The organism is Agarivorans sp. MS3-6 (assembly GCF_054112545.1).
In genome coordinates this window covers 2,212,888-2,239,372 of the sequence record NZ_CM134202.1, presented here as the reverse complement: position 1 = coordinate 2,239,372, position 26,485 = coordinate 2,212,888, and the positions used below count along the sequence as shown (strand labels likewise).

Sequence of the window (26,485 nt, the reverse complement as noted above, 5' to 3'; positions counted from 1 at the left end):
GCTAACTGAGAAGTTTAGCCATAGCTGAAATGGCTTGTTCTGGCGCTAGTTCACTTAAACATTTCATATGGCCAAATTTACAGGTTTTCTTAAAACAAGGTCGGCACTCAATATCGGTGTGCAGTATTTCAGCCGTTTCACTGAGCGGCGGCGTATATTGTGGGGACGAAGACCCATATACGGCAATTAATGGTAGTTGCAGGGCAGCAGCAATATGCATCAGACCTGAATCGTTACTAACGGCTAAACTGGCTAAGGCCATTAAGTCGATGGCTTCTGCTAATTGAGTTTTACCCGCAAGGTTGTAGCAGTCAGCTTGTTGCTCTGCGGGTAAATTAGCGATGATTTGCTCACCGACCGCCTGGTCTTTATCGGAGCCAAAAATCCACACTTGGCCATGACGCTGCTCGATCCAGTGTTGAGCTACGGTGGCATAATGCTGTTCTGGCCAACGTTTAGCGGGGCCAAATTCTGCCCCAGGGCATAGCGCGAGTATTGGCTGCTGGTTGCTCAGTTGCAGCTGTTGAAGTGCGGCCTGTTGGTTATTGGCGTTGGCGGTTAAGGCCGGGTGAGCATAGCTGGGTAGGTCTTTGGCAGAGCCCATTTGGTGTTTGTCATGAGCAAGCGAAACATAGCGTTCTACCATCAAGGGGAAGGCCTGTTTGTTGCTACGTAGATCGTTGAGCAAGCCATAGCGACTTTCACCTTTCCAGCCTGTTCGGCGCTTAATCCCAGCAAATAAGGGGATTAAAGCTGATTTTAGTGAGTTGGGCTGAGTGATTGCCCAGTCATAATGTTGCTCTTTTAGTTGTCTCGCTAACGCCCAGCGAACAGCGAGTTGTAAATCACCATGGCCAAGCGGCATACGCAGCGCGTTGTCGACTTCAGGCATACGTTCTAATAACGCGCGACACCAATCGGGGGCGAGTACGTCAAGCTGAGCGTGTGGATACAGTTGCTTAAGCGTTTTATATAAGCTTTGTGACATCACCATGTCACCGACCCAAGACGGGCCCACCACCAAAATTTTCATCGTGTACCTAAATAAAAGGGGACCGTTGAGTCCCCATTGTTTATTTGAGAGCTATTTATTCAACCAAGCCATGTATTCGGCAACGCCTTGGGCGACGTCTTTAAACGGTTCGGCGTAGCCTGCTGCGCGAAGTTTGTCGATGTTAGCTTGAGTAAAGCTTTGGTAACGGCCTTTCAGATGATCAGGGAAAGGAATATATTCAATTTCACCTTTTTGGTGATGATTGATGACCGCTTCAGCCACAGAGCGGAATGGTTCTGCTTGGCCGGTCCCTAGGTTGAAGATGCCGCTTTGATCGGGGTTTTTCCAGAACCAAAGATTCACTTTGACTACGTCGCCGACGTAAACGAAATCGCGGCTTTGGCCGCCGTTGCCGTAACCGTCGTAACCTTCAAATAGTTTAGGGTTTTGGTCATCGTTAACTTGATTATTCAAGTGGAAGGCAACACTTGCCATGCTGCCTTTGTGTTGTTCACGGGGACCGTATACGTTGAAGTAACGGAAGCCAACGACTTGCGAGTCAATGTCTGGCAATAAGCGGCGCACGTAGTTATCAAATTGCAGCTTTGAATAACCGTAAACATTCAGTGGGCCTTCGTATTGTTTCTCTTCGATAAAGGTATCGGTATCACCATAGGTGGCCGCAGAAGAGGCGTACAAGAAAGGAATGCGGCGGTCTAAACAGTAATGAAGTAATTCTTTTGAGTATTCATAATTGTTTTCCATCATGTATTTGCCATCCCACTCAGTGGTAGCAGAGCATGCGCCTTCATGGAAAATGGCTTCGATTTTTTGACCGTATTCAGCGCCGATGTCTTCACCGGATACAATGCGGGCAATGAAGTCGTCTTTGTCGAGATAGTCGGCAATGTCTAAATCGACTAGATTAACGAATTTAGTGCCGTCTTTTAGGTCGTCGACCACGATGATGTCGTTATGACCTTGCTCATTTAAGCTCTTTACAATATTGGCGCCAATAAAGCCCGCCCCGCCTGTTACGATAATCATAATTCAACCATTCCCAAAATTGCCGTTAATCTAAGGATTTTATGCTGTGACGAAGCGAATAGCAATTGGCTGGGCAGTGGAATGCAGCGAAGAAAAACTGGATTTTGGCAGCGTTTGCAGGTATCACAGTAATATAACGGAGAACTTTTTAGCCAAATGAAAACTAAAGATAAAATTATCCACACCTCTTTGCAGCTCTTCAACGAACGAGGCGAACGCCAGATCACGACCAATCACATTGCCGCAGAGTTAGGTATTAGCCCCGGTAATCTGTATTACCACTTCAGCAATAAACAAGAAATTATACGCAGTATCTTTCAGCTTTATGTTGAGCAGCTTGAATGCAGTTTTCGTCCACACGCCGATCAGTTGCTAAGCCTTGATCATTTAACTCAATATTTGGATGCCAGTTTTGAATTAATGTGGCGCTTCCGTTTTTTATTCGCCAATTTGTTAGAGCTGTTGGCGAGAGACGCCGAACTAGAAGCGCAATATCAAGATTTGCAACTCGAACTATCAGCTTGGAGTAGTGACATATTGATACAGCTGAGAGACAGCCGCTTCATTAGTGGCGATGACGCCACCATGGTGGAGTTAGCTGACAGTGTTAAATTCATTATTGGTGCATGGATTGGCTACCAAAGCGCTCAGTTAAAAGGTGGAGAAATCACTAAACCACGGTTGTATCAGGGAGTATTAAAAATACTGTTTACTCTGCGCCCTTATTTCACCGAAGAGTCGATGAGCATCTATCATCGTTTGTACGATCACTATGTAAAATGTGCTGAACATAGCTAACAGTTATTAATTTAGATAAAAGGCTGTATTTGCCAAATAAAACACTATAATTCAGCGATTGTTCTGGTTTTTAATAGGGTTTGGTATGACGGCGGCTTTTTCAACATTCATTTCACAGCAACTGCAACAAGTTAAAGATGACGGTTTATATAAACATGAACGCGTGATTAACTCGCAACAGCAAGCTTCGATTGCTGTTGAACAAGGCCGAGTGGTTAACTTTTGTGCCAACAATTATTTAGGTTTAGCCAACTCGCCAGCCCTTATTAACGCGGCTAAAGCAGGTTTAGATAGCCATGGTTTTGGAGCAGCCTCAGTACGATTTATCTGTGGTACTCAAGATATACATAAACGCTTAGAGCAAGGCTTAAGTGAATTTTTAGGAATGGAAGATACCATTCTTTATTCATCGTGTTTTGATGCCAATGCCGGCTTGTTTGAAACCCTATTAGGCCCTGAAGATGCCATTATCTCTGATGCCTTGAATCATGCTTCGATCATCGATGGTGTTCGTTTGTGTAAAGCTAAGCGTTTTCGTTATGCCAACAACAATTTGGTTGAGTTGGAGCAGTGTTTAAAAGACGCCGACGCTGCAGGTGTGCGCTTTAAACTGATTGCTACCGACGGTGTATTTTCAATGGACGGGGTTATCGCTAACTTGCCGGGTATTTGTGATTTAGCAGATAAATACGATGCCATGGTGATGGTAGATGATTCGCATGCCGTAGGTTTTGTTGGTCAACACGGCCGTGGTACCCACGAGTACCACCAAGTGATGGATCGCGTAGACATTATCACTGGCACCTTGGGTAAAGCCATGGGTGGCGCCTCTGGTGGCTTTACCTCTGCAAAGAAAGAAGTGGTTGATTGGTTACGCCAACGCTCACGCCCTTATTTATTCTCAAATTCATTGGCGCCATCGATAGTGACGGCGTCGTTAAAAGTACTAGCGCTGTTAGCCGACGGTGATGCCCTGCGTAAACAGTTATGGGACAACGTTGCCTATTTCAGAACTGAGATGAGTAAGGCTGGTTTTACCTTAGCGGGCGCCGATCACGCGATTATTCCGGTCATGTTAGGGGATGCCAAGCTTGCCAGTACTTTTGCTGATAAGTTGTTAGAACGCGGCATTTACGTGATTGGTTTTTCTTTCCCTGTGGTGCCTAAGGGCCAAGCACGGATTCGTACTCAAATATCGGCAGCACATACTCCTGAGCAGTTAGCCCATGCAGTAGCGGCGTTTACCGAGGTAGGTAAAGAGCTAGGAGTCATTGCATGAGCATAAAAGCACTGGCAAAAACCAAGGCTGAGCCAGGTATATGGATGACTCAAGTTGAGATGCCTAAATTGGGTCATAACGATCTGCTGATTAAAATAAACAAAACCGCCGTTTGTGGCACCGATGTGCACATCTACAACTGGGATGAATGGTCGCAAAAAACCATTCCAGTGCCAATGGTGATAGGCCATGAATATGCCGGTGAAGTGGTTGATATAGGCCAAGAAGTTCGAGGTTTTAGTATTGGTGATCGGGTCTCTGGTGAGGGCCATATAACTTGTGGGCATTGCCGAAACTGTCGCGGTGGCCGTACTCATTTATGTCGCAATACCGTAGGCGTGGGCGTTAATCGCACCGGCTGTTTTTCTGAATACTTAGTGATACCGGCGGTGAATGCATTTAAGTTACCTGATGAAATTAGTGATGATTTAGCCGCCATTTTCGACCCTTTTGGTAATGCTGTTCACAGTGCTTTGTCGTTTGATTTAGTGGGTGAAGATGTGCTTATCACCGGTGCTGGGCCAATTGGCGTAATGGCGGCAGCGATATGTAAGCACGTAGGTGCCCGCCATGTAGTGGTTACCGATGTGAACGATTATCGGCTAGACTTAGCCAAAAAAATGGGCGCAACTCGGGTCGTTAATGTTGCTAAACAATCGCTTAGCGACACCATGAGCGAGTTAAAAATGACCGAAGGCTTTGATGTTGGGCTAGAAATGTCGGGTGTGCCCAGTGCCTTCAGCTCGATGTTAGAGTTAATGAACCACGGTGGCAAAGTGGCGATGCTGGGCATTCCGCCCAGTGATATGGGCATCGACTGGAGCCTAGTCATCTTTAAAGGCTTAGTGATTAAAGGGATATATGGCCGAGAGATGTTTGAAACATGGTATAAAATGGCATCTTTGGTACAATCTGGCCTCGATTTAAGTCCCATTATCACTCACCATTATTCAGTTGATGATTTTCAACAAGGTTTTGACGCGATGCGCTCTGGGCAAAGTGGTAAGGTGATTTTAGATTGGACCTAGAGTAATGGTTTGTCTTTAATCTATTGGTGAGCGAAGCTTGTTTTTGTATTAATTAGGGGTGCTTGTGGCTAATTTGGTAAAAGTTATTTCGGCAACGGTTGCGGCAGAAGTTACTCGCCTCGCCTATTTTGTAACCAAACCTTTTATGAAAAAAAGAGTTTGGTTACTTTGTGAGACTGCCAGCCAAGCCCAAGAAAATGGCTATGAACTGTTTCGTTGGATAAGAGAAAACAAACCAGAGATCGATGCCTATTATGTAATTAAACGTGATTCCCCTTCGATTGATAAGTTTTTATCTGAACAGGAGTGGCTAGCTCTAGGCTCATTAAAGCAGCTGTTCTACATGTACCATGCAGAAGCCATTATTTCTACTCACGGCTTATGGATGATTCCTGATGAGTTAGGTATTTTAAAAAAACTGACCAGTAAAACCTTAAAAGCTAAGCGAGTCATGTTAAACCATGGCGTGGGTTTCCTGAAAAATGGCAAACAGTTTTACCATAAGACGGTGTTCCCCTTAAATAATCAAATCATGGCTTTATCACCAAAACATAAAGCAATATTTGTCGAAGAGTATGGCTACGATGATAGTGAGGTAAAGGTTGCTGGTTACCCTCGGTTTGACGGAATGACTGATTTAAGTGCTCAATCCAAGTGGCCTAATCTGATTGTTTATATGCCGACCTTTCGGGACAACGAACAACATTTAGGTGATGGCTTTACCCAAACTGAGCTTTTTAAACACACGGAAGCACTGTTAAAAAGTGATAGTTTTAAGCAGCACTTAGAACAGAATGATGCTCATATTGCGGTCTACCTGCATCAAAATATTCAAGCTTGTTCACAGTACTTTGATAGCTTGTCTTCTTCGCGTATTCACATTGTTAGGCAGGGACAGCATTCGGTTACTGAATTATTAAGAATGGGCAAATTATTGATCACCGATTACTCAAGCGTGTTCTTTGACTTTGTGTATATGAATAAACCATTTATCTCCTATCAGTTTGATTATGAAGAGTTTATTGGGGCTAGAAAAAACAAAGCATTTATCGATATTAGACATGATCTACCGGGTTACGTGGCAAATACACCCGCAGAATTAGAGCAACAAATTGCCCAAGTATTCGCCGATGGATTTGCGCTACTGCCCGCCCACCAAGACAAGGTTAAACAGTACTTCAGTTTTCAAGATCAGAACAATTGTGAGCGAGTTTTTAACGCTATTAACCAGCGTTAATAGCGCAGAGAAGCGTTAAGCTTGTTCTTTATACATGTTTTCTAGTACTTTTCTTAATATCGAGCTCGAAGTGTGTTCGGTATAAGAGAAGTAAACAATTTCAACACCGACTTCATTAAATGACTCTTCTAATTTTGTCCATTTCTCGGTGCCTTTCCAGTCATCGCCAACAAACATTTTGTCAAATTTTAAGTTGTTCCACGCTTCCATTTTGTCGTAGTTCACTTGCGGAGAGACTTCGTCGACAAATTTTATTGACTCAACAATTTTTAGGCGCTCTTGGAAGGGAATGATCGGCTTTTTGCCTTTGGCTGCAATTGAAAGCTCGTCAGTGGTAACACCGACTATCAAATAGTCACATTCTAACCTAGCGCGCTGTAAAACGTTGAGGTGCCCAATGTGGAACATATCAAACACGCCAGTGGTGTAACCTATCTTTTTCATACTTTACTCTGCTTATTAAAAGTGACGATTATAAAATTTTAGCTCTGATTGAGAGGCTTAAGGAAGTCTAGTGAGATATAATACAACGATTACTCAGAGTTTGCGCTAATAGAAGGTTTACAGCTTGCTTAAAGATAATACGCTTGGTCGATTGTTTAAGTTTAGGGATAGCTTGAATTTTATTATTGGAAAGTACTTGTTTGATAAATCGGTAGACAAATTTGATGTCAGTACGCCAATCAAAAGCCTATTGTTAATTCGTGGTGATGGCAAAATTGGTGACAGCATCGTATCTTCATTTCTCTATCGAGAAATAAAAAAGCACCAGCCTGAGCTCAACATCGGCGTATTATGCACCGCTAACTCGCAGCATTTATTTAATAACGACCCATTCATCGACCAAGTACATTGTTACCCTAAGCGGCCTAAATTATGGCAAGTTAGCCGGCTTATCGGGGCGTTACCGCATTATGATGCCGTGGTTTTTTTGCCTGAAGTACTAAAAGCGCGTGATTTTTTGATGTTACGTTGCTTGAAGGCCAGGGCCAATGTTGGTGTAGCAAAAAATGTAGCCTTGATTAATTGCAACATTGCAGAGAAAGTGAGCGGGCAACATAGTCAGCAGTACTTTGTCGAAGCGGCTAAGCAACTGGGAATAGACGTTGAAGACTTGAGCTATAGGTTTAACTTATCCCAAGCCATTGAAGATGACATATTGGCATTTCTAGGGGACAAGAAAGGACGTTATATTGCTTTAAATGCTTTTGGTAATACTCAAAAACGTTCTTTCAGCGAAGCGCGCCTTCGGGAGGTTATCGCAGCGCTACGAGATGAATTTCCCCAGTATCCACTGGTTATATTGAGCTCGCCGGTGACTCAGAAATTGGTTAATAAAGTCGTCGCCGAGGTTGATCACGTTTTTTGTCTTAGTAATACAACAACTGTTGAACAGAATGCAGCTTTAATCAAGTTTAGTCAGTTGTTTGTTAGCGTAGATACCGCAACTGTTCACTTAGCGCATTGTTTCAATACCCCAATGGTTGCCATCTATCGTCAAGACCCTGAAAACTTTGCCATGTGGGCACCCAACTACCAACCCACAAAAGCTATCTTTGCCAGAGCCGCGGTGAACAAACTAGAAGAAGTTAATGTGGGTGAGTTTGACCTAAATGAGCTGCTTCTCAAGATTAATGACTTATTGCAGAACACACAGTGAGATATTGGTAGATGAAAATACTCGTCATAAGCTTGGAGCGTTCAGCCCAACGAAGAGAACGTATAACTCAGGAGTTTAGTAAGCTTGGCCTTGAGTTTGAGTTTTTTGATGCCGTTGATGGTGCTAAAGGCTATCATCCTTTGTTTGATAAATACGATGAAAAAAGGGCGAAATGGCAAGGAGGGTCGGGCTTAAACGCTGGAGAGTTGGGCTGTTTTGCTAGTCACTTTTTAATATGGCAAAGATGTATAGAATTAAACGAACCTGTACTGGTTTTTGAAGATGATGTGCTGATCCCGGATGATTTCTCTCAAATATTCTCTTTGCTTGATGATGTATTACCGCGCTACCAATATATTAAATTAGGTCGGGGCCGATTGCGCTCGCTGTGGCCGGTGGGTGAATTTGTAGAAGAGCAACCCTTAGGGCGGTTAAAGATAGTTAAATACATGCGCCAAACCGATTGTGCTCATGCCTACGCCTTAACCCCAGATGCTGCTAAACGGTTTGTTGATAATGCCAGCCGCTGGATTTTTCCAGTAGATGACTACATGGATAAAGAGCATCTCAGCAAAGTACTTCAGTTTGGTGTGGAGCCGCGCTATGTGTTTCAACGCGGCGAAGATTCAGATATTAAACAAACTATTGACGATAATACTCAGCGAAAACGTATTAGCACTATTAGGCGCATTCGCCGAGAGTATTATCGATACCGTGATAAATATGCCTGTAACTGGATTAACTATGGTTATTGGTTCAAAAGAAAATTAGGCCTTAATAAATAGTGACTGAGGTTTTAGCGATAAGCTGCGCTGAACGATTCAGCGCTGCCTCCATCCTTATCGTTTTTGACGAATCCCAAATTCAGTCCAAGCCTGCTGTTGCTGTTTTACGGCTTTAAACAATGCATCATTCTCGCTAGAGCGCGGCAGCTCCTGATGATAAATATGTACTTGCGTCGCCTTATAGAATAAGGGATGGATATCGATTCCTAACAACCTTAGTCGGAACTCCGGGTCGCTGTCTTCACCAGTGCCGGCTGCTTCGTAGCGCTCATCAAAACCATTAATACGTAATAGATCCGCTTTGTGTAGTGAGAAATTGCAGCCCACAATACCCTTATTGGTTTTTTGCAGGTATCGTCTAATTTTGTTAGATGGAATTCGTATTCCTTTTTCGATGTTTTTACCGCGACCTAAGATATAGCCCCAAACTAGAGGCCAAAAATGCGACTGTACAAAATTTGCAGGGTGTTGAGTTAGCTGCAATTGCTGAGTCATTTGTGGCGATAAATCAGCGCGACGGCCATTTAAACAGCGGCCTAATTGGGCTTCGCTTAAATGGTCTTCTACAAAGTATGTTTGCGGAACGCAATCACCATCAATGAAAATCAAGTATTCAGCTTGAGCTGCTTGCACCGCTAAATTTAAGCAACGGTTTTTACGAAATCCTTTATCTTCATGCCAAACATGTTGAATCTGTAAGGCACTGTGTTGCTGTAAGGCTTCTAATTGTTCAACCGAAGCATCATTAGAGCCATCATCGGCAATCACGACTTCAAAGTCGGTCATGCTTTGCGCTTCTAATGCGCTAAGAACTAACTTTAATGCCTTGATATTATTATAAAAAGCCACTACTACAGAGGCTTTAGGGGCGCTGTTTGAGCTCATTAATGGTGTTTTCTCGTTTTTTTATAAGTGTAGTTGCCTTTAATCTTCCGCCACAAGCCGAATTTTGTGGTGCTAGGGAACATGACGATTCGTCTTATTTGTTGCAGATCTTGATGCATACCCACTGGGCCTGAGTCGGTGGCAACGGTATAGGTATAAGCGGCTTGTTTGGCGAGCTGTTTAGTCTTGTCGTTATGGTTGCCGTATGGGTAGGCAAAGGTACTGAGTTTGCGCCCTAATAAACCTTCTAATTCAGCTTTGTTTTGCTCAATTTCTTGTTGTTGTTCTACTTCACTCAACTCTGCCAATTTAGGGTGGTTAAGCGTATGTCCGCCAATTTCAACATAACCGCTTTGGTCGATTTGGCGCATGGTTTGGTGGCTCATCAGCTCAAAGCGTTGGTCAGGTTTAGTGGGGTGTTCCACGTCCCAGCGATTGTGGTCAGTGCCTGTTACCGCATAGATAACCGCCTTAAATTGGTACTTTTTAAGTAGCGGTAATAGCAAGTCAAAGTTGTCTTGGTAGCCATCGTCAAAGGTTAGAATAATGTAGCGCTTGCCGTGATTAAAACGGTGCTCTAAGCCTATTTGGGCTAATTCGGTAAAGGTGATGGGAGTTAAGCCCATGCGCTTTATAGTTTGAAAATGTTGTTCTAAGCGCGCTAGCGTTATATAGGTTCCGTAGGCACCTTTTTGGCTATCATCTTGAGTAACACGGTGGTACATAATGATAGGCACCTCGCGTTGCTTGGTATAGACATACGCCGTTTGATAAAGCCTCACTAGCTTTTGGCACACTTCGTCTAAGTCATACTCAGCGCGAATTGCGCTGACCAATTGATCACTGACTTCAGTCTCTGTAGTCGCGGTGACTAGCTGTTGAGCCAGTAGTGAAAAATCGATATCGAGTTCAGTTTTGCCGTCATCAGCGACATCACCAAAATTACTGGCTAAGGCCGCTGGTAGGTTATCGAGAGTTATTAAGCCTAAGGCTTTGGCCTCTCCTACGGCAAACACCGGTTTTTTACAGAGTAATGCTTCCATGGCGACGCGACCTGCACCAATAACGAGATCAGCTTGGCTTATGGTTTGGCGTATATCTTTGCTGTAGCCGCAAAATTCCACTTGGCCTTCAAATTCAGTAAAACGGTCAGCTATTTTGCTACCACTGATGATTTGCACGTGGTTGGCGCCTAGGTCAATAGATTGTTTTAACAGTTGGTATACCAACTCACCTTTAGGGCCGGTTAGTCGACCGATTATTTGAATAATGGGCTTTGAGTTATTGGCTTTTGCTAATGGGCTAAATTGTTGGCTATTTACACCGTTGCGCACCACACTAACTTGTTGTTTTGGCACACCGAGATCGCGAATGATTTGCTGGGCAATATTTTCGCATACGGCTACCGCATGAAAGCCCAAAGCATGGAATTTTTTGCGAGAGCGATGCACCGGTTGCCGACCATGTACAGTGGTAATCATCGGTGTATTGGTGATTTTGCACGCCACATAGGAAGACCAGCCAGACGCTCGGCTATGGGCATGAACTAATTGAATTTTATATCTAATAATCAGATAGATTAGATAGAATACATGCCATACTCTGCGTAGCAGACTACGTTTATTAAAACGTAGCTTAAAATGTGGCCCTTGATGAGGACAAGTTAAGGTATCTGATACATAGAATACTTGATGTCCTCGCTGAGTGAGGCGATCACCCACTTGAGTAGCGTATACTTCAGCTCCGGTTACTTCGAGTTGTGATAGAGCCATCAAAATATTCATAAAGATGAGAGACCTTGCTGTTGTTTGATAACATATTCTACAGAACTGACTTGGTTACGCCTAGTCAATGTGTGAAGGTCTGATTTAGTGTTTGGTTTGTGATTAATAATGATTAAAGGCGGTAATAGATTTTTGTGAGTAAGTCATCAAAAAAAACAACTCCTTTGTTAGGGTACATCAAGCATCTAATGGGACTGTTTGTGGTGCTAACCTTGCTCGTGACTGGGCAAGCGCAAGCACGAACCGCTCGAGTTTTATTGCTAAATTCCTATCAGGCTGGCTTACAGTGGGATGCTAGCTTTGATTTAGGTTTACGCCAAGAAGTGGGAGAACACTCCGTGTGGTTTTATAACCATAGGGTGGAATCAACACCGCGTAATGACGACAGTTATGCTTCGGCGCAAATCGACTTACTCAATGAAGTAGTGCTGCATTATCAATTTGACTTGATTGTAGCGCTAGGCCAACAAGCTTTAGATATTGCCACATCATTACAAGATGCTGGCGTACTTCGAGCCCCTATTGTGGCAGCTGGCGCAGATTTAACGGCGTATATGGAGCCGAGAGAACGGCATATTACCGGGGTGCACCAGCACTTAGCCTTGCGTGAAAACCTATTGCTGATTCGCCAGCTCAGCCCCGAGCTTGAATCAATTCACTTATTGGTTGATAGCTCGTCAAATGGTAAGCGGATTGCTAGCGAGTTTGCTCAATTGGCCAAGCAATTTGCGCTCACTTATACCGTTTGGCACAACCAAGATTACGAGGAAATAAAAGCCAAAACGTCGATACTTAATCCAAATGATGCGATTCTTTTTGGAGTATTACAGCAATCTTTAGCCAGCAATATCGCTCTTTCTGAGCAACAGATAGCGTCTTTGTCGGAGGTGTCTCGCGCCCCCATTTATAGCCTGTGGCAACATGCTATTGGTCATGGTGCGGTGGGTGGTTTTGTTACTTTGCCTGAGCAGTTAGGAAAGGCTACAGGCTCGATGGTCTTGCAAGTATTACAAGGCACCGATGTGCGTGATATAGCGATAAGTGCGCGAGAGCCGCAAACTTACCTGTTTGATTATGCGCAACTAGAGCGCTGGAAGATTCCGTTGTCGAATTTGGACGAAAATGCCAGCTTCCTCAATCAGCGGATATTTCAATCTTGGCAACAGCGTTATCAAGTTGTGCTTGCCCTCGTTATTGTCGCATTAGCAGCAATGTTGCTGATTATTTGGGGCTTTCGTTCTAAGCGTAAGGTTGTTGAGCAACTGGATGAGAAAAATGCGTATTTGTCTTCGTTATTTGATTTTACCGATCAGGCCTGCGGCCTGCTTGATGAAAATGGACACGTACTGGTACTAAATCAAGCCTCTAGGGCTCTATTAGGTGATAGAGCGGATTATTTAGTGGGTAACTCCTTGCTGGATAGTGCTATCTGGCAGCATCAGCCTGAGTTAAAACAACAAATAAGAAATGGCATTGCCGAGTGCTTAACGGGTGAGCGGGTTAAATTTCAAGCAGAGTTACAGCTAGAATCACAATCGTGTTTATACGACATTTCAATTAGCCCGCAATTAAATGACCGTAAGCAAGTGAAAAAAGTGCTTATAGAGCTGCGCGATTTAAGTTTGTTGCAACAACGGCAGCGCCAACTTAGTCAAAGTGAGCTGCACTATCGTATGCTGTTTGACCAAAGCCCCGCCATGTTGATGTTAGTCAACCGTTTAGGGGTTATTGTTTGTTGCAATCACTTACTGGCTAAGCATTTAGGCTTTGCTAGAGAGCACCTTGACCTTTCCCAGCTGCGCAACCTGTATAGTGATAGCGAGCAAAAGTTATCAATAATGGAGTATTTAAATAGCCAGAGTGTGGCGAAGGCAACCCGTGAGATTGCCTACCAAACCCGCCAAGGAAAGCAGCTGTGGTTTAAAGAGTCAATGGTCAAAATAGAAGATGAAGATGTCTTTATGGTGGTGTGTGAGGATGTTACAGCCACCATTAATTTGGCGAGAGAATTAGACTTCCACGCAAACTTTGATTTGCTTACAGGCATCTATAATCGCGGTTACTTTGAGCGCAGGTTAAATCTGCTGTTGCAGCAAGGACAAGCTAGCAGCGGTGAGCATGCCTTATTGTTTATAGACTTAGCCCAGTTTAAAGTGATCAATGATACTTTTGGTCACGGTTCAGGAGACCAAGCGCTTAAACAAGTGGCCAATGTTTTAGAATTGTTGATTCCTGAATCGGCGATTGTGGCCCGTTTAGGCAGTGATGAATTTGCGATTTTATTAGAGCATACCCAGCAGCAAGCTAGCCTTGAATTCGCCAATGTCGTGATCGACAAATTGAATGATACCCACTATGTGCGTGATGACCGCATGTTTAGTTTTGGCTGTAGCATTGGCGTGACTCTATTTAGTCAGCAAGAAGGCTCGGCTCAGCAAGTGATGGCGCAAGCAGACAATGCCTGTTTTACTGCTAAGTCTTTAGGTCGAAGCAGTGTGTATTTATATCAAACCAACGACCAAGCTTTGTTGGAGCGTCAGGGCCAAATGGAGTGGGTTACTCGCATTCAAAAAGCCTTGCGTGAAGAGCGATTTTTGCTTTATGCACAAGCTATTGTGCCAGTAACCGCGGGCGATAGTGATTACCTTCACTATGAAGTACTGTTGCGAATGATTGATGAAGATGGTCGAATTGTACCGCCTGGTGCTTTTCTTCCTGCAGCCGAAAACTACAACTTGGCCGATCAAATTGATCGCGTGGTTATTGCTAAGAGTTTGCAATGGCTGGCCGAGAATCCTGGTCATTTAACCCGCTTGAATATGTGCTCTATGAACCTATCGGGGCAATCTTTGGGTAATGCTGAATTTGTTGAGTGGTTATTAACCACCCTTGAAGACAGTGCCTTACCACTAAGTAAATTATGTTTTGAAACCACCGAAACCGTGGCTATTGCTAACTTAAATGTGGCCACCGAGTTCTTTAATAAAGTACGACAACTTGGCTGTAAAATTGCCTTAGATGACTTTGGTTCGGGTTTATCATCATTTGGGTATTTGAAAAACTTACCTATCGATTATCTTAAAATTGATGGCATATTTATTCGTGACTTAGAAAACGATCATATGGATGCCGCTATTGTGCGTAGCATTAATCAAATGGCACATGTTATGGGTAAGAAGACTATCGCTGAGTTTGTTGAGAACGATGCAATCAATCAAATACTGCTAGATATTGGGGTTGACTACGCCCAAGGCTACCACTTTGGTAAACCTGTCCCTATCGAGATGTTGGTGCTTAATTAAAGCTGGTAAACTGAGACCTTAATCAACTATTGGAGAGTGTTAGGGTGAGCGCTAATCAGCCCCGTATTTACTGTGAAAACCAGACATATGCCGAATATGCCGAAGACCTCAGTAACCGCTTTAAGCTACAAATTTGTGAGCAATTACCCGAACAGGGTTTTTGTTTGGTTTTGAGCGCCGATGGTTTAGCTTTACGTTGGTGTGAAGAAGCTAAACTTGGCGACATTTCTGTGGACTTTCTAGCAGGAAGAAGTGCCCATCGTCGTCAATATGGTGGTGCAGAGGCCGTTAGTAAAGCGATTGGTATTAAGAAAGGCCAGCGCCCAACGGTGATAGACGGCACTGCTGGCTTAGGCAGAGACGCTTTTGTATTGGCTAATCTTGGCTGCCAAGTCACAATGGTTGAGCGTTCACCTTGGGTTGCAGCCTTGCTTGAGGATGGTTTACGCCGAGCTAAAGCTGACCCACAGATTGGCGCTTGGGTTAGTGAGCGAATGCGTTTAGTGCATGCCAGTAGTATCGATAGCCTAGTTGGCCTTGAGGCTGAAGTGGTTTATCTCGACCCTATGTATCCGCATAGAAAAAAATCTGCTCAGGTAAAAAAAGAAATGCGTATTTTTCAACATTTAGTTGGCGCAGATTTAGACGCAGACCAGCTATTAGAGCATGCATTATTGGTGGCAAGTAAACGGGTTGTAGTGAAACGGCCAAGTTATGCGGAGCCCTTAGCAGGAAAAGTAAGCCATCATCAACTGACAACGAAAACTCACCGCTTCGATATTTATTCGCTGATCTAGTGGCTTAATCCAGCGCTACGTTATCGGGGATATTCTGCCTAAAAAAGACCTTTAATGCCTGATATTCCTCAAGTTTAAGCCTATCTATAGTTTGTTTTGTGCTTAAGTGAATATCACGCTAAAAAATATTAGCTAATAAAAACAGGTGCTTATAGAAGCCCTTTATTGCTAATGGATATTCATTGATCTAGGTCACATTTAGGTCGAATTTAAGTGAGCTTGATCTAGTTTCTTATGTTTAGCAGGGAAAACACTTGCATCAAGAAAACGCTATCATTACTCTATTTCCATTGCTCCAAGGATTGGCGCGATAACGAAAGAAATAAGATCTGACCTTTGTTGACCGACAGAAAAACTGGAGAAGCCATAGCTTCTCCTTTTTTTTGCCTATTGATTGTTAGCGCTGAAGTTGGCGTGACATTTTTACATACTCAACACCATGTTTCTCGAACACCGCACTATCAACGCTAAAGCCCAAACCTTGATAAAAATCTATGGCGCTGCAGCGGGCATCAAACCAAAAACACTTAAGAGAGGTCGCTTGTTGTAAGTGAAGTAAATGCTTGAGCATCGCACTACCATAACCCCGCCCTTGAAACGCCGGTAAACAAGCAAATTTCCGCAGCCTAATGCTATCTTGTTGAATAAACAGAGACGCCACCATAATGAGCTGCCCGTCTAACCAAGCACCGAAGTGTTGGCCTGATTGGTCTTCAGCGACTCGGCAGAAGTCTTGGCTGTACGCTGGCCACAGCACTTGTTGGCGAATGCGAAGAGTTTGTTCGGCATCTATTGGGGTAATTTTTATCATGGTTGCAGCTTACTTAACGCATTAATGTCGAGGTTTTGTTGATAATCGACGCCTTCCACCGCAAAGCCATTCAGTCGTAAGAACGCCGACTTGTAGCCTGCAAAGTCTGTTAGCTGTTTAAAGTTAGCCGGACTAATACTGGCGTAGCGTTGGTCAATCTGTTGCTGTACTTGAGGGCTTAACTCATAGTCGTCGATGCGTATTTGCCTTAACTTATCGAGTTTTACTTGACCATCAACAGGATATAAATGCTGGCTAAATAAACGATAAGCCTGCTCAATACACTCTTCATGATTCCCCTGTTCCTTCATTACTTGATAAAGCAAGGCGATATAGGGAGACATTACCGGAATGTAGACACTGGCTTTGGTGACCAATGCTTTACATACACAGGCATAAGCGTGTCCATTTAAGTGCTTAGTGAGTTGAGCGTCTAGTTCGGTGGCGGTAGCGTGCAGGTGTTGTTTCGCTCTGCCTATGGTGCCATCACGGTAGACCGCTGCGGTGCGTTCTGGACCGATATATGAGTATGCGATGGTATTACAGCCTTCAGCTAGCACCTTGGCTTGTTGCAGCGCATCTATCCAGTTACGCCATTCGTCTCCACCCATTACTTTGGTGGTTGCTTCAACTTCAGCAGCATTTGCCAGCGCCACCGATTGGGCTTCTAATTGTTCAGTTTCCAGGTTAATGCTGAAGCCATGCAGCGGTTCATCGGTGGTTTTTAGCACCGATTGCCACTGCCCAGATGGAGTGGTTCTTTTGCCTGTCGCTAGGCTATAAATGACAAGGTCAACCTGACCACCAAAATGCTGTTTGATATAGTTGATGCACCTGGTCGCGCATCTGTGGCGAAAAGGCATCACCAATAAAGTTTTTAGCGGTTAAGCCCTGTTTTTCGGCCAGTTCACGAAAATAGATGTTGTTATACCAACCAGCACTGCCGATGCCTCTTTCAGATGGGCCTCGCTCAAAAGATACGCCAATGGTGTCTGCTCCGCCGGCTATTGATAAAGCCAAACGAGAAGCTAAGCCAAATCCAGATGACGCCCCCAGAATGAGTACTTTTTTCGCGCCATTAATTTTGCCTTGCTGGGCAATGTACGCTGCTTGTTGCTGTAAGTATTGTTGGCAGCCTATAGGATGACAATTACGCGCAATATTGCCACTGAGCTGGGGGGTAATTAACATGTGAACTCCTGAAATGGGCGGTATCAGAAGAGTGTAACCTATTTGGATTGATCAACAGAAAGTTTTGCCGAGTGTGCGCTCAGCCCTGATGGGGTTGCGGTTGTTCGCTAACGGCTATCAGCTTAATTTTTCGCTTGCGTTGCGCTTTTTGTTGATACATCGCCATGTCTGCTCGATAAAACAATTGCTCTGCATCATCACACTCATCGGTGGTGGAGCAACCAAAACTGATACCGCTTTGAGCGGACCCGTTTAGTTGAATCACCTTGTCAGCGATAGCGAGTTTATCGCGAAGTTCATCACTACTTAGTTTGGAGGTAAATACTGCAAATTCATCGCCGCCAATTCTAAACAATTGTACTTTGTCACTGAGCACTAAGTTTAGCGCCTCGGCCACGAGCTTGATGAGCTTGTCCCCTTCTTGGTGACCCGCTTGATCATTAACTGATTTTAGATAATCAATGTCGATCAAAGACAGGCATGTGAATGGCTCAGTCTCAAATTCGATATTATTTACGTATTCATTGAAGGCGTAGCGGTTTTGTAAGCCTGTTAAAGCATCTAGTCTTGCCGCGTCACGTTCTAGATTTAATTGCTCGTTGACCAGCAAAGACTCTAAGGTCAGCCTTCTGAACTTGTAATGTAAGGTGAGTGACATAAACAAAGTGCTGAGCAAGCAACTCAGTAAAACGGAAACGTCGGCCGCTAATAGGGTGCTGCTGTTTTTAGGCACTGTCGACATGGCTAGCAGTATCGCTGGGATTAATAGCATTAGGGTAGATAAGATAAAGAGCAGGGCTTGTTTAGCGCCCTGACGCCAACATTGTATGCCGCAGCTAAAGGCTAGGGCTACCCAAATCAATACGACGCTGTAAATTAACACCACCGCATAGTTCACCCAAATGGCCGCCGCAGGAATAGCAACTAAGCTTACCACCACGAGTAGGCGGCTGGCTTGCCATAGGCGCGGCGCATAGTTGGGCAGGTTAAGAAAACGACAGTAAAACAGTACACTAAATATTGGAATGCCAAGCACCGGTAACATTTGAACACTGAGTACAGTGAAATGAAACAGGTGAGCCCCAACATGAAAAACAAGTGCTAAGGATAAGGTAACGGCAAACAAGTAAGCGCTAAAGTAGCCAAAAATTCGGTCTTGTTGTACTAAGCTAACGGCACCGTTATATAAAGCAAGAATAAATAGCCCCCCCAAACATAAGGTGATGATACTTGCTCGCCAATGATAGATATGGGTCATTTTAGCTTTTTGGCCAAAGCTTAATTGGGGTTGCTCAGAGTAGTACTGGCTTGAAATCCGGGTTATCAGCCAGTAACCCCCTAGCGTGGGTGTATCGATATGTCTTGCGTAACTAAATAGGTATTCATAGGGGTGTGAATAGCCACTACTAAGATGGCGGATCTGATTACCCTCTGAGTATAAGTAGTAATCAATATTTTCAATGATCGGCCCATCTACACTGGCTATCCATTGACTGGGTTCGCTGATGCTGAGTTTTTTCACAAGCCAATAACTGCCGCCAGTTAAATCAACCCGATCTACTTTACTCAGTTTATTTAGCCAATGAGGTACATCGCTATAACGATGAGGTAATACTTGCTGGTCTTCTGCAAAATAGATTTGTTGCGAGCTAGTGCTTAGCCCAGCGGCATCTGCCAAAGGCATATAGGCCAACAAAAAAGTAACACAGAGCGTGAGTAAACATCTAAAAGCAGACATAAGTGTTTGTATCGACCATCCTTGTACCAACAAAACTCCAGTTAGCATAGAGTAAATCATTGCTAATGATAAGCCCGTTATCAATTGTTTCGCTGTTTATTGCTTTTATTATGTATTTTATCATTTAAAAAGAAAAGGCCCCTGAAGATTATTCATGGGGCCTTTAACACTGAAGTGACTTAATTCAGTTATTCTAAGGCTGCTTAACTACCGACACCACATTCCATGCAGGCATCAATCATTTCTGGGCCAAGGTGGAGTTTGGCATTTAAGTCTCGTAAAGCGGTACGAATGCCTTCTTCAATGACGGGGTGATAGAAAGGCATATCTAGCATCTGCGATATGGTCATTTGGCTTTGGTGTGCCCATGCTAGCAGGTGCGCCAAGTGCTCGGCATTGGGGCCAATAATCTCAGCGCCCAAAAAGCGCCCAGTACCTTGTTCACCATAGAGGTGAGCGATACCTTTATTGACCAACATCACTCGGCTGCGGCCTTGGTTCTCAAAGCTCACTTCACCGATTTCGAAGCAACCACAATTGCCCAAGCGTTTTTCAATCTGGCGATGGCTTTCACCTACCATGGCAATTTGCGGGTCGCTAAAGACAGCGGCAATACTGGTTCTGCGCAATCCGGCTCTGATGTCTTTACCTCGCCCTGCGTTGTCACCAGCAATTTTTCCTTGGTCTGCGGCCTCATGCAGTAAAGGAATTTGGTTGCTCGCATCACCAGCAATGAAAATATGACTAAGCGAAGTTTGTAAAGTGTAGTGATCGGCGGTGGGCACACCTCTTGGGTCGAGTTCAATGTTGAGTTTGTCTAAACCAAGTTTATCGGTATTTGCTCTACGCCCTGTGGCAGCCACCAGGTAATCCACTTCGGTTTCTACTGTGTCACCTTGTTTATTTAGGTAACGTAGTTTTACGCCGTTTTCGCTGCGCTCTATCAATTCCACTTTGGCGTCAGAATCTAAGTAAAACTCTTTGGCGTAAAGGGTATTGGCATAGTCAGTTAATGCCGGGTCTGTGAGTGGACCCACCGCACCGCCTACACCAAACATCAATACTTTTACGCCTAGGCGATGTAGTGCTTGACCGAGTTCGAGGCCGATAACGCCTGGGCCAAATACGGCGATTGACTCAGGCAAGGTGTCCCATTCAAAAATATCATCGTTTACTAATAGTCGGTCACCTAAGTCACTCCAAGCTGCAGGGTAGGCTGGGCGTGAGCCTGTGGCGATTACAATACGTTTAGCATGAACCATACTGGTTTCACCATTGGTGTGCTGCACTTGTAGATGGTGTTGGTCGACAAATTGCGCATAACCGTCAAGCTTGTGCTCTGCGTCAATACCTTCAACAGATTCTAATACGAAACCAACAAAGCGGTCTCTCTCAGATTTCACCCGTTGCATGACTGCGCGGCCGTCAATGTGTGGTTTACCTAGATTTACGCCAAACTGGGCTGATTTCTCGTACTGATGCGCATTTTCGGCGGCAGCTATCAGTAGTTTGCTGGGCATACATCCCACTCGTGCACAGGTGGTGCCATAGGGACCTGCTTCTATCATTAATACCGAATTTGTATGTTCTTTTGCAGCACGATAGGCTGCCAAGCCTGCAGTTCCACCACCAATAATGGCCACATCAACAGTTTGCTTAATATCTAGATTTGACATCGTAACTACCTTTTAACGATCTTTAAAAAAATGGCCTAATAGATAAGCCTTGTACACGAGAGCTTGGGGATTCAGGCGAGCAGAACAACTCGCCTGGGTAGTGCTGCTTAAGCTAGGTAAGCTTCTAAGTCTTCACTGCCACCAATGTGCTTACCGTCTACAAATACCTGCGGTACGGTACTCTGGCCACTTAGGGCTTTTAGGCTAACGCTGGTTGCATCGGTACCTAGAACCACCTCTTCAAAGGCTAAGCCTTTCGCTTTTAACAGCTCTTTAGCTTTTAAGCAGAAAGGACAACCTGGTTTAGTAATGACGCTAATCGCAGCTGGTTTCTTGGCATCGCTATTGATGTAGTTAAGCATGGTATCGGCGTCTGATACTTCAAACGGGTCGCCAGCAACATCCGCTTCAATGAACATTTTTTCAATCACGCCGTTTTTAACTAGCATCGAATAGCGCCAGCTGCGTTTGCCAAAACCTAAGTCAGCTTTGTCTACTAACATGCCCATACCTTGGCTAAATTCGCCATTACCATCAGGAACTACCGTGATGTTTTCAGCTTCTTGATCGGCTAACCATGCGTTCATAACAAAGGTGTCGTTGACACTCAAACATACGATGTCGTCTACACCATTGTCTTTAAGTACGCCAGCTAGTTCGTTGTAACGTGGTAAATGGGTTGACGAGCAGGTAGGGGTGAAAGCGCCTGGTAAGGCAAAAACCACCACCGTTTTGTCTTTAAATAGTTGTTCGGTTGTCACGTCTACCCATGCATCGTTTTGGCGAGTATGAAAAGTAACACTTGGAATAGTTTGGCCTTCGCGATTCTCTAACATATTTTTCTCCAACAAGGTTGTTAACTGGTGTTTGATTACTTGATGTAGCTAGTATCAACTTTTCCTTTTGATAAGTAAAAGTGATTGAATCTATTTTAATAATAGATTAAACCTTTCAATAGGTTTTATTGAAACTGAACTAGCACTAGCATAGTTGTCGAACAGTTAGTGTGGGGAGGGTTTACTACCGTTATTTGGATAAAAGTTGTTATAGCGCAAACCTATGCTTCGAAAGGCATAGGTTTAAACATTTGTTTTACATTGTTTTTATATGAAACCAGTTTATTCACTGTCTAATTCACCACTTTGAATACGTTCGCTCCGAGCACGCAGGTATTCAATGGTAAACAGTAGCATCGCTGAAATAATGATCAGTAGGGTAGCCACTGCCAAAATGGTGGGGTTAATTTGCTCACGTAGACCCGAGAACATCTGTCTTGGAATGGTTCGTTGCTCTGGACCTGCGAGAAAAAGAACCACCACCACTTCATCAAAAGAGGTGATGAAGGCGAACAAGGCCCCCGATATTACACCGGGGCGTATCAAGGGCATAATCACTTTGAAAAAAGTCATTGTAGGGCGGGCGCCCAAGCCTAGGGACGCGTTAACTAAAGAGTAATCGAAGCCTGAGAGTGCTGCGTTTACGGTGATTAATACAAAGGGGGTTCCGAGTGCTGCGTGCGCTAAGATCACCCCCAAAAAGGAGCCTGCTAAATTGAGTTGGCTATAAAAGAAATACATACCAGCGGCTGTAATAATCAGCGGCACAATCATCGGTGACAATAAAATGGCCATCCAAAGTTTCTGCCAAGGCATGGCGGGGTTACTTAAGCCGATCGCTGCTAAGGTTCCTAATACGGTGGCGATAAGTGTGGCAAAAATACCAATAATGAAACTGTTTTTAATGGCTAGCAGCCATTTGTCATCATTCCAAATTTCGGCGTACCATTTTAGCGAATAGGCTTCGGGATCCAGCGCTAACATGCCTTCGGTAAAGCTAAAAAATGGTTCCACATTAAACGACAGTGGGATGATGACGATAATCGGCAGCATCAAAAAAGCCAGAACTAATAGCGAGCAAACGCGCAAACCATAGTGGGCTACGATGTGCCAAAAAGTGAAATATTTTGGATAGTTTCTCATATTTAGCCCAACTTAATATTGTTGACGCCTACATAGCGGTCGTAGACCCAATACAGCGCAAGAATGAGTGCCAATAACAACGAACCTAAAGCGGCAGCCAGCTCCCAGTTGTTTGATGACTGCATATGAAAGGCAATAATATTTGAAATCATTTGTCCTTCTGTCCCCCCCACAATGGCGGGAGTAATGTAGTAGCCGATGGAAATAATAAACACCAACAGCGCACCAGCACTGACGCCAGGCACGGTCATGGGCAAATAGATTTTAAAAAACGCCGGTATAGGCCTCGCCCCTAACGAGAGGGCTGCCCGTAAATAGCTAGGGTCAATATTCTTCATAACGCTATATAGCGGCAAAATCATAAACGGTAATAAGATATGAGTCATCGCGATAATGGTGGCGTATTCGGTATACAACAACTCAAAGGGTTGGTCGATTATGCCTAAGGCTTGCAAGCTTGAGTTAAGCACGCCATTGGTTTGTAAAATCGCAATCCAAGAGGTGGTGCGCACTAATAGTGAGGTCCAAAATGGTAATAGCACTAATACCATTAAGCGATTCGCTATTTTACTGGGGGCGGTGGCGAGATAGTAAGCCAGCGGGTAAGCAAAAATCGCCGTCAATAGGGTAATGATTAAGGCTATTTTAAGGCTTTTCCAATACAGTTTGAGGTAGATTTGGGTATCGCGCTGTTCTATCTCTCCTGCCGAATTACGGGTTAAATCTAAGGTGGTTAAATAATAGCTATCGGTAAACGGTTGACCTGCTCGTTTAATGGCACGCCATAGCTCGATGTCTTGCCATTTTTTATGGCTAGCGAGTAGAAACTGGTCTCCGGTTAGTTGCAGTTGCTCAGGCTTTTGTTTTCTGAGTTTTCTAGCGGTAGATTTAATTAAGCTGGAGCTACCAGGTTTAAGACGGTTGATTTCTTCGGCTAGCTTTCCGGATAAACGTTGTTCGGCTAAGGATCGCAACTCAAGGCTAAATTCGCGCAATGCCATTCCATCTGGCAGTGCGGACTGAGTCTCGTCCCAGTTTTTCATTTGGCTTAAGCTTAAGGGGATCAGTTGGCTGACCGTGGGGTGATAAACACTCCGGTATAACATAGTGGCAATGGGCGCAATAAAAGTGATGAAGACAAAAATTAATAGCGGTGTAGTAAACAACAGCAACAGCCGTTTTTTACGTTTCAGTACACGCTTACTGGAGAGGATCTCCTCAACGCTAAGACTACTGCTAGTTTCCATCTTCACCTCTGGTTTAACAGGCGAAGGGCAAAGCCCTTCGCAGTTGGGTTATTTTAATAACCACTCGTTGAATTTTTCACCTAAAGACTCACCATAGTCAGCCCAAAATTCACCTGAGGCTTTTAGTCCTTCATCAAGGTGAGAAGAAGGTAGCTTAGGAATTACAGCTTTATCAACATAGGCATAAGAAGAGTTACGGGTTGGGCCGTAAGCGACTTCTGGCATGCCACTTAAAGGCTTAGAGCCCGTAGCGAAGCGAATAAATTCCATTGCCAATTCTTTTTTCTTGGTGCCTTTTACGATGGCCCAAACATCGAGGTCATAAAGGTGGGCGTCCCATACCATTTCAAAAGGTTTACCTTCACTTTGAATGGCATCAAAAATACGACCATTAGCCGATTGAACCATTACCGCACCGCCGTCATTTAACAGTTGTGGTGCTTGTGACCAGCTGTCAAACCAAATGATGTCATCTGAGATGGTGGCCAGTTTGGCAAAGGCTCTGGCTTGTCCTTCTTCGGTTTCTAGTACTTCGTATACCTGCTCTTTAGGCACGCCATCAGCGATCAATGCCCACTCTAAGTTTACTTGTGGACGTTTACGTAGTGCCCGTTTGCCCGGATACTTTTTAGTGTCAAACAAATCGGCGATAGTACTAGGTTGTCCTCCCTTAATGGTATCGTTGCTGAAGGCGTACAATACAGTCCACACGATGTTGCCTACGCCACATTCGTTGGATAATGCCGCTTCACTGAAGTCTTCTGCAGCTGGCGTACCGTCATCTCCTGGCGGTAAGGTATCGTGAGGAATGACCTCTAGTAGCCCTTCAGAACAAGCGCGTTCTAAATCGATAACTTCAATATCGATGACATCCCAAAGAATGTTGCCACTTTCTACTTGAGCTTTGATTTCGGCAATGCCGCCCGAGTAGTTTTCAAAGAGTATCTTGTGGCCTGTCTCCGCCACAAAAGGGTCTATCATGTGTTTTTGTTGCGCTGCGCCATAGGCGCCACCAAACGACACTGCTGTTAACTGTTCAGCGCTAGCAAGGTTACAAACCGTGGCAAGTGCAACAATCGGGAGTAAACGTTTCATAGGTTCCATCCTTTACCATTAAGATTTCGGGGGTGTATCAAAAGCTAACCCGTCAGTTACGGACCACGTTAGTTGAGTGAGTGCGCCTGCAGCCATTGTAGGCGCGTCGTGATCGTTGAGCACTTTTACCATCAGCTCAGTTTTGTCACGAAGTTTAAAAAAGTAGCGAATAAAGTCGCCGACATAGAGGCGGGTAATAAATTCGGCCTCAATAACATTCTCAAATTGATGTTTGTCACTGAGAATAAATAGATTTTCTGGTCGTACCGCCAGTAAACAAGCTTGTTGTTCTTCAGGGCAATCCATTGCTTGCCCTTTTACGACACTGCCGTCACTTAGCTCTACTGTGGCGACGCCTTCGCTGCGCTTGATAACGTTGCCTGCTAGATGGTTATTCTCGCCGATGAAGTCGGCGACAAAAGCGTTTTTGGGGCGCTCGTAAAGCACATCGGGGGCATCACATTGCTGGACCACGCCATCGTTAAATACTGCGATCCGATCAGACATGGTCAACGCTTCGGTTTGGTCATGGGTAACATAAATGGCAGTGAAACCGATAGATTCGTGTAAGCGTTTTATCTCTAGCTGCATTTGTTCGCGTAAATTTTTATCTAGCGCGCCAAGTGGCTCATCCATTAAGACTATTGAGGGCTCAAAAATCAGTGAACGGGCTAAGGCTACCCGTTGTTTTTGCCCGCCAGATAAATGGCCGGGATAACGATTACCAAAGCTGTCTAATTCAACTAAGGCTAAAGACTCTGCCACTCGGCGTTTTATTTCTTCGCTAGGCAGCTTGCGCACCACCAAAGGATAAGCGAGGTTTTCGGCCACCGTCATATGCGGAAATAAGGCGTAGTGCTGAAATACCATGCCAATATTGCGGTTATATGGCGCAACATTGGTAATGGCTTGGCCGTTTACTAAGATTTGTCCGCTAGTGACATCTTCAAAGCCAGCCAGCATCATCAAACAGGTGGTTTTACCTGAGCCCGATGGTCCTAATAGGGTGACAAACTCACCTTTGCGGATATCTAAATTGAAATTCTTTACTACTAAGCTGCGTTGGTCGTAGCTTTTTTTTACATCAACAAAGCGCACATATTGTTGGTCGTTGACCAGCTCGCTCATACACAGATCCTTTTGCCGAGAGCT

Annotated in this window: 23 protein-coding genes; 8 read left to right on the top strand and 15 right to left on the bottom strand. The window is 44.4% G+C overall.

The window, feature by feature from the left end:
• Position 1: 1 nt before the first annotated feature.
• Both waaF and rfaD read right to left on the bottom strand, forming a co-directional pair.
• Positions 2-1,033 (bottom strand): lipopolysaccharide heptosyltransferase II, encoded by a 1,032-nt coding sequence (waaF, locus tag ACVFI8_RS10245; RefSeq protein ID WP_248713489.1) that lies wholly within the window; start codon positions 1,031-1,033, stop codon positions 2-4.
• Positions 1,034-1,084: 51 nt separating this feature from the next.
• Entirely contained in the window at positions 1,085-2,041 is a 957-nt protein-coding gene (gene rfaD / locus ACVFI8_RS10240) for an ADP-glyceromanno-heptose 6-epimerase (protein WP_248713488.1), read from the bottom strand.
• Between the two features lie 156 nt (positions 2,042-2,197).
• Between rfaD and ACVFI8_RS10235 the strand changes: the two genes are divergently transcribed.
• From ACVFI8_RS10235 to ACVFI8_RS10220, 4 genes are all read left to right on the top strand, one after another.
• Positions 2,198-2,839, top strand: coding sequence for a TetR/AcrR family transcriptional regulator (locus ACVFI8_RS10235; protein WP_248713487.1), 642 nt, complete (start codon positions 2,198-2,200; stop codon positions 2,837-2,839).
• Positions 2,840-2,924: 85 nt separating this feature from the next.
• Positions 2,925-4,118 (top strand): glycine C-acetyltransferase, encoded by a 1,194-nt coding sequence (locus ACVFI8_RS10230; protein WP_248713486.1) that lies wholly within the window; start codon positions 2,925-2,927, stop codon positions 4,116-4,118.
• A 2-nt stretch (positions 4,119-4,120) separates the two neighbouring features.
• Positions 4,121-5,146: an L-threonine 3-dehydrogenase gene (gene tdh, locus ACVFI8_RS10225; protein WP_457873821.1), complete on the top strand. Its 1,026-nt coding sequence runs from the start codon at positions 4,121-4,123 to the stop codon at positions 5,144-5,146.
• Between the two features lie 64 nt (positions 5,147-5,210).
• Positions 5,211-6,383, top strand: a complete 1,173-nt coding sequence (locus ACVFI8_RS10220) for a CDP-glycerol glycerophosphotransferase family protein (protein WP_457873753.1) — start codon at positions 5,211-5,213, stop codon at positions 6,381-6,383.
• Positions 6,384-6,398: 15 nt separating this feature from the next.
• On the opposite strand, the gene ACVFI8_RS10215 is transcribed toward ACVFI8_RS10220, so the two are convergent.
• Positions 6,399-6,827 carry an adenylyltransferase/cytidyltransferase family protein gene (locus ACVFI8_RS10215; protein ID WP_248713484.1) on the bottom strand — a complete coding sequence of 143 codons (429 nt, stop codon included), beginning with the start codon at positions 6,825-6,827 and terminating at the stop codon, positions 6,399-6,401.
• 172 nt (positions 6,828-6,999) lie between these two features.
• Between ACVFI8_RS10215 and ACVFI8_RS10210 the strand changes: the two genes are divergently transcribed.
• A complete protein-coding gene (locus ACVFI8_RS10210) occupies positions 7,000-8,043 on the top strand; it encodes a glycosyltransferase family 9 protein (protein ID WP_457873752.1) in 1,044 nt (347 codons plus the stop codon).
• A gap of 11 nt (positions 8,044-8,054) precedes the next feature.
• The gene (locus ACVFI8_RS10205; RefSeq protein WP_248713482.1) at positions 8,055-8,828 is read left to right on the top strand and encodes a glycosyltransferase family 25 protein; all 774 of its coding nucleotides are present in this window, start codon (positions 8,055-8,057) and stop codon (positions 8,826-8,828) included.
• 54 nt (positions 8,829-8,882) lie between these two features.
• On the opposite strand, the gene ACVFI8_RS10200 is transcribed toward ACVFI8_RS10205, so the two are convergent.
• Both ACVFI8_RS10200 and ACVFI8_RS10195 read right to left on the bottom strand, forming a co-directional pair.
• Positions 8,883-9,713, bottom strand: a complete 831-nt coding sequence (locus ACVFI8_RS10200) for a glycosyltransferase (RefSeq protein WP_457873751.1) — start codon at positions 9,711-9,713, stop codon at positions 8,883-8,885.
• Positions 9,713-11,497, bottom strand: coding sequence for a polysaccharide deacetylase family protein (locus ACVFI8_RS10195; protein ID WP_248713480.1), 1,785 nt, complete (start codon positions 11,495-11,497; stop codon positions 9,713-9,715). The genes ACVFI8_RS10200 and ACVFI8_RS10195 overlap by 1 nt, the downstream gene beginning before the upstream one ends.
• 134 nt (positions 11,498-11,631) lie before the next feature.
• On the opposite strand from ACVFI8_RS10195, the gene ACVFI8_RS10190 reads away from it, so the two are divergent.
• Both ACVFI8_RS10190 and ACVFI8_RS10185 read left to right on the top strand, forming a co-directional pair.
• Positions 11,632-14,799 carry an ABC transporter substrate binding protein gene (locus ACVFI8_RS10190; protein ID WP_457873750.1) on the top strand — a complete coding sequence of 1,056 codons (3,168 nt, stop codon included), beginning with the start codon at positions 11,632-11,634 and terminating at the stop codon, positions 14,797-14,799.
• Positions 14,800-14,843: 44 nt separating this feature from the next.
• A complete protein-coding gene (locus tag ACVFI8_RS10185; RefSeq protein ID WP_457873749.1) occupies positions 14,844-15,596 on the top strand; it encodes a class I SAM-dependent methyltransferase in 753 nt (250 codons plus the stop codon).
• Positions 15,597-15,993: 397 nt separating this feature from the next.
• On the opposite strand, the gene ACVFI8_RS10180 is transcribed toward ACVFI8_RS10185, so the two are convergent.
• The 10 genes from ACVFI8_RS10180 to ACVFI8_RS10135 form a co-directional block, all read right to left on the bottom strand.
• Positions 15,994-16,407, bottom strand: a complete 414-nt coding sequence (locus tag ACVFI8_RS10180; protein WP_248713478.1) for a GNAT family N-acetyltransferase — start codon at positions 16,405-16,407, stop codon at positions 15,994-15,996.
• A complete protein-coding gene (locus ACVFI8_RS10175; protein ID WP_457873748.1) occupies positions 16,404-17,270 on the bottom strand; it encodes a bifunctional NADH-specific enoyl-ACP reductase/trans-2-enoyl-CoA reductase in 867 nt (288 codons plus the stop codon). Before ACVFI8_RS10175 ends, ACVFI8_RS10180 begins: the two co-directional genes overlap by 4 nt.
• Positions 17,200-17,598, bottom strand: coding sequence for a hypothetical protein (locus tag ACVFI8_RS10170; protein WP_457873747.1), 399 nt, complete (start codon positions 17,596-17,598; stop codon positions 17,200-17,202). Before ACVFI8_RS10170 ends, ACVFI8_RS10175 begins: the two co-directional genes overlap by 71 nt.
• 79 nt (positions 17,599-17,677) lie before the next feature.
• Positions 17,678-19,384, bottom strand: a complete 1,707-nt coding sequence (locus ACVFI8_RS10165) for a diguanylate cyclase domain-containing protein (RefSeq protein ID WP_457873746.1) — start codon at positions 19,382-19,384, stop codon at positions 17,678-17,680.
• Between the two features lie 155 nt (positions 19,385-19,539).
• Positions 19,540-21,012: a dihydrolipoyl dehydrogenase gene (locus ACVFI8_RS10160; RefSeq protein WP_457873745.1), complete on the bottom strand. Its 1,473-nt coding sequence runs from the start codon at positions 21,010-21,012 to the stop codon at positions 19,540-19,542.
• Positions 21,013-21,119: 107 nt separating this feature from the next.
• Complete coding sequence (locus ACVFI8_RS10155) at positions 21,120-21,848, bottom strand: glutathione peroxidase (protein WP_457873744.1); 729 nt, start codon at positions 21,846-21,848, stop codon at positions 21,120-21,122.
• Positions 21,849-22,130: 282 nt separating this feature from the next.
• Positions 22,131-22,991: an ABC transporter permease gene (locus ACVFI8_RS10150; RefSeq protein ID WP_457873743.1), complete on the bottom strand. Its 861-nt coding sequence runs from the start codon at positions 22,989-22,991 to the stop codon at positions 22,131-22,133.
• Positions 22,992-22,993: 2 nt separating this feature from the next.
• Positions 22,994-24,238: an ABC transporter permease gene (locus ACVFI8_RS10145; RefSeq protein WP_457873742.1), complete on the bottom strand. Its 1,245-nt coding sequence runs from the start codon at positions 24,236-24,238 to the stop codon at positions 22,994-22,996.
• Between the two features lie 48 nt (positions 24,239-24,286).
• Positions 24,287-25,333, bottom strand: coding sequence for an ABC transporter substrate-binding protein (locus ACVFI8_RS10140; protein WP_248713472.1), 1,047 nt, complete (start codon positions 25,331-25,333; stop codon positions 24,287-24,289).
• An 18-nt stretch (positions 25,334-25,351) separates the two neighbouring features.
• Entirely contained in the window at positions 25,352-26,461 is a 1,110-nt protein-coding gene (locus ACVFI8_RS10135; protein ID WP_457873741.1) for an ABC transporter ATP-binding protein, read from the bottom strand.
• Positions 26,462-26,485 lie beyond the last annotated feature (24 nt).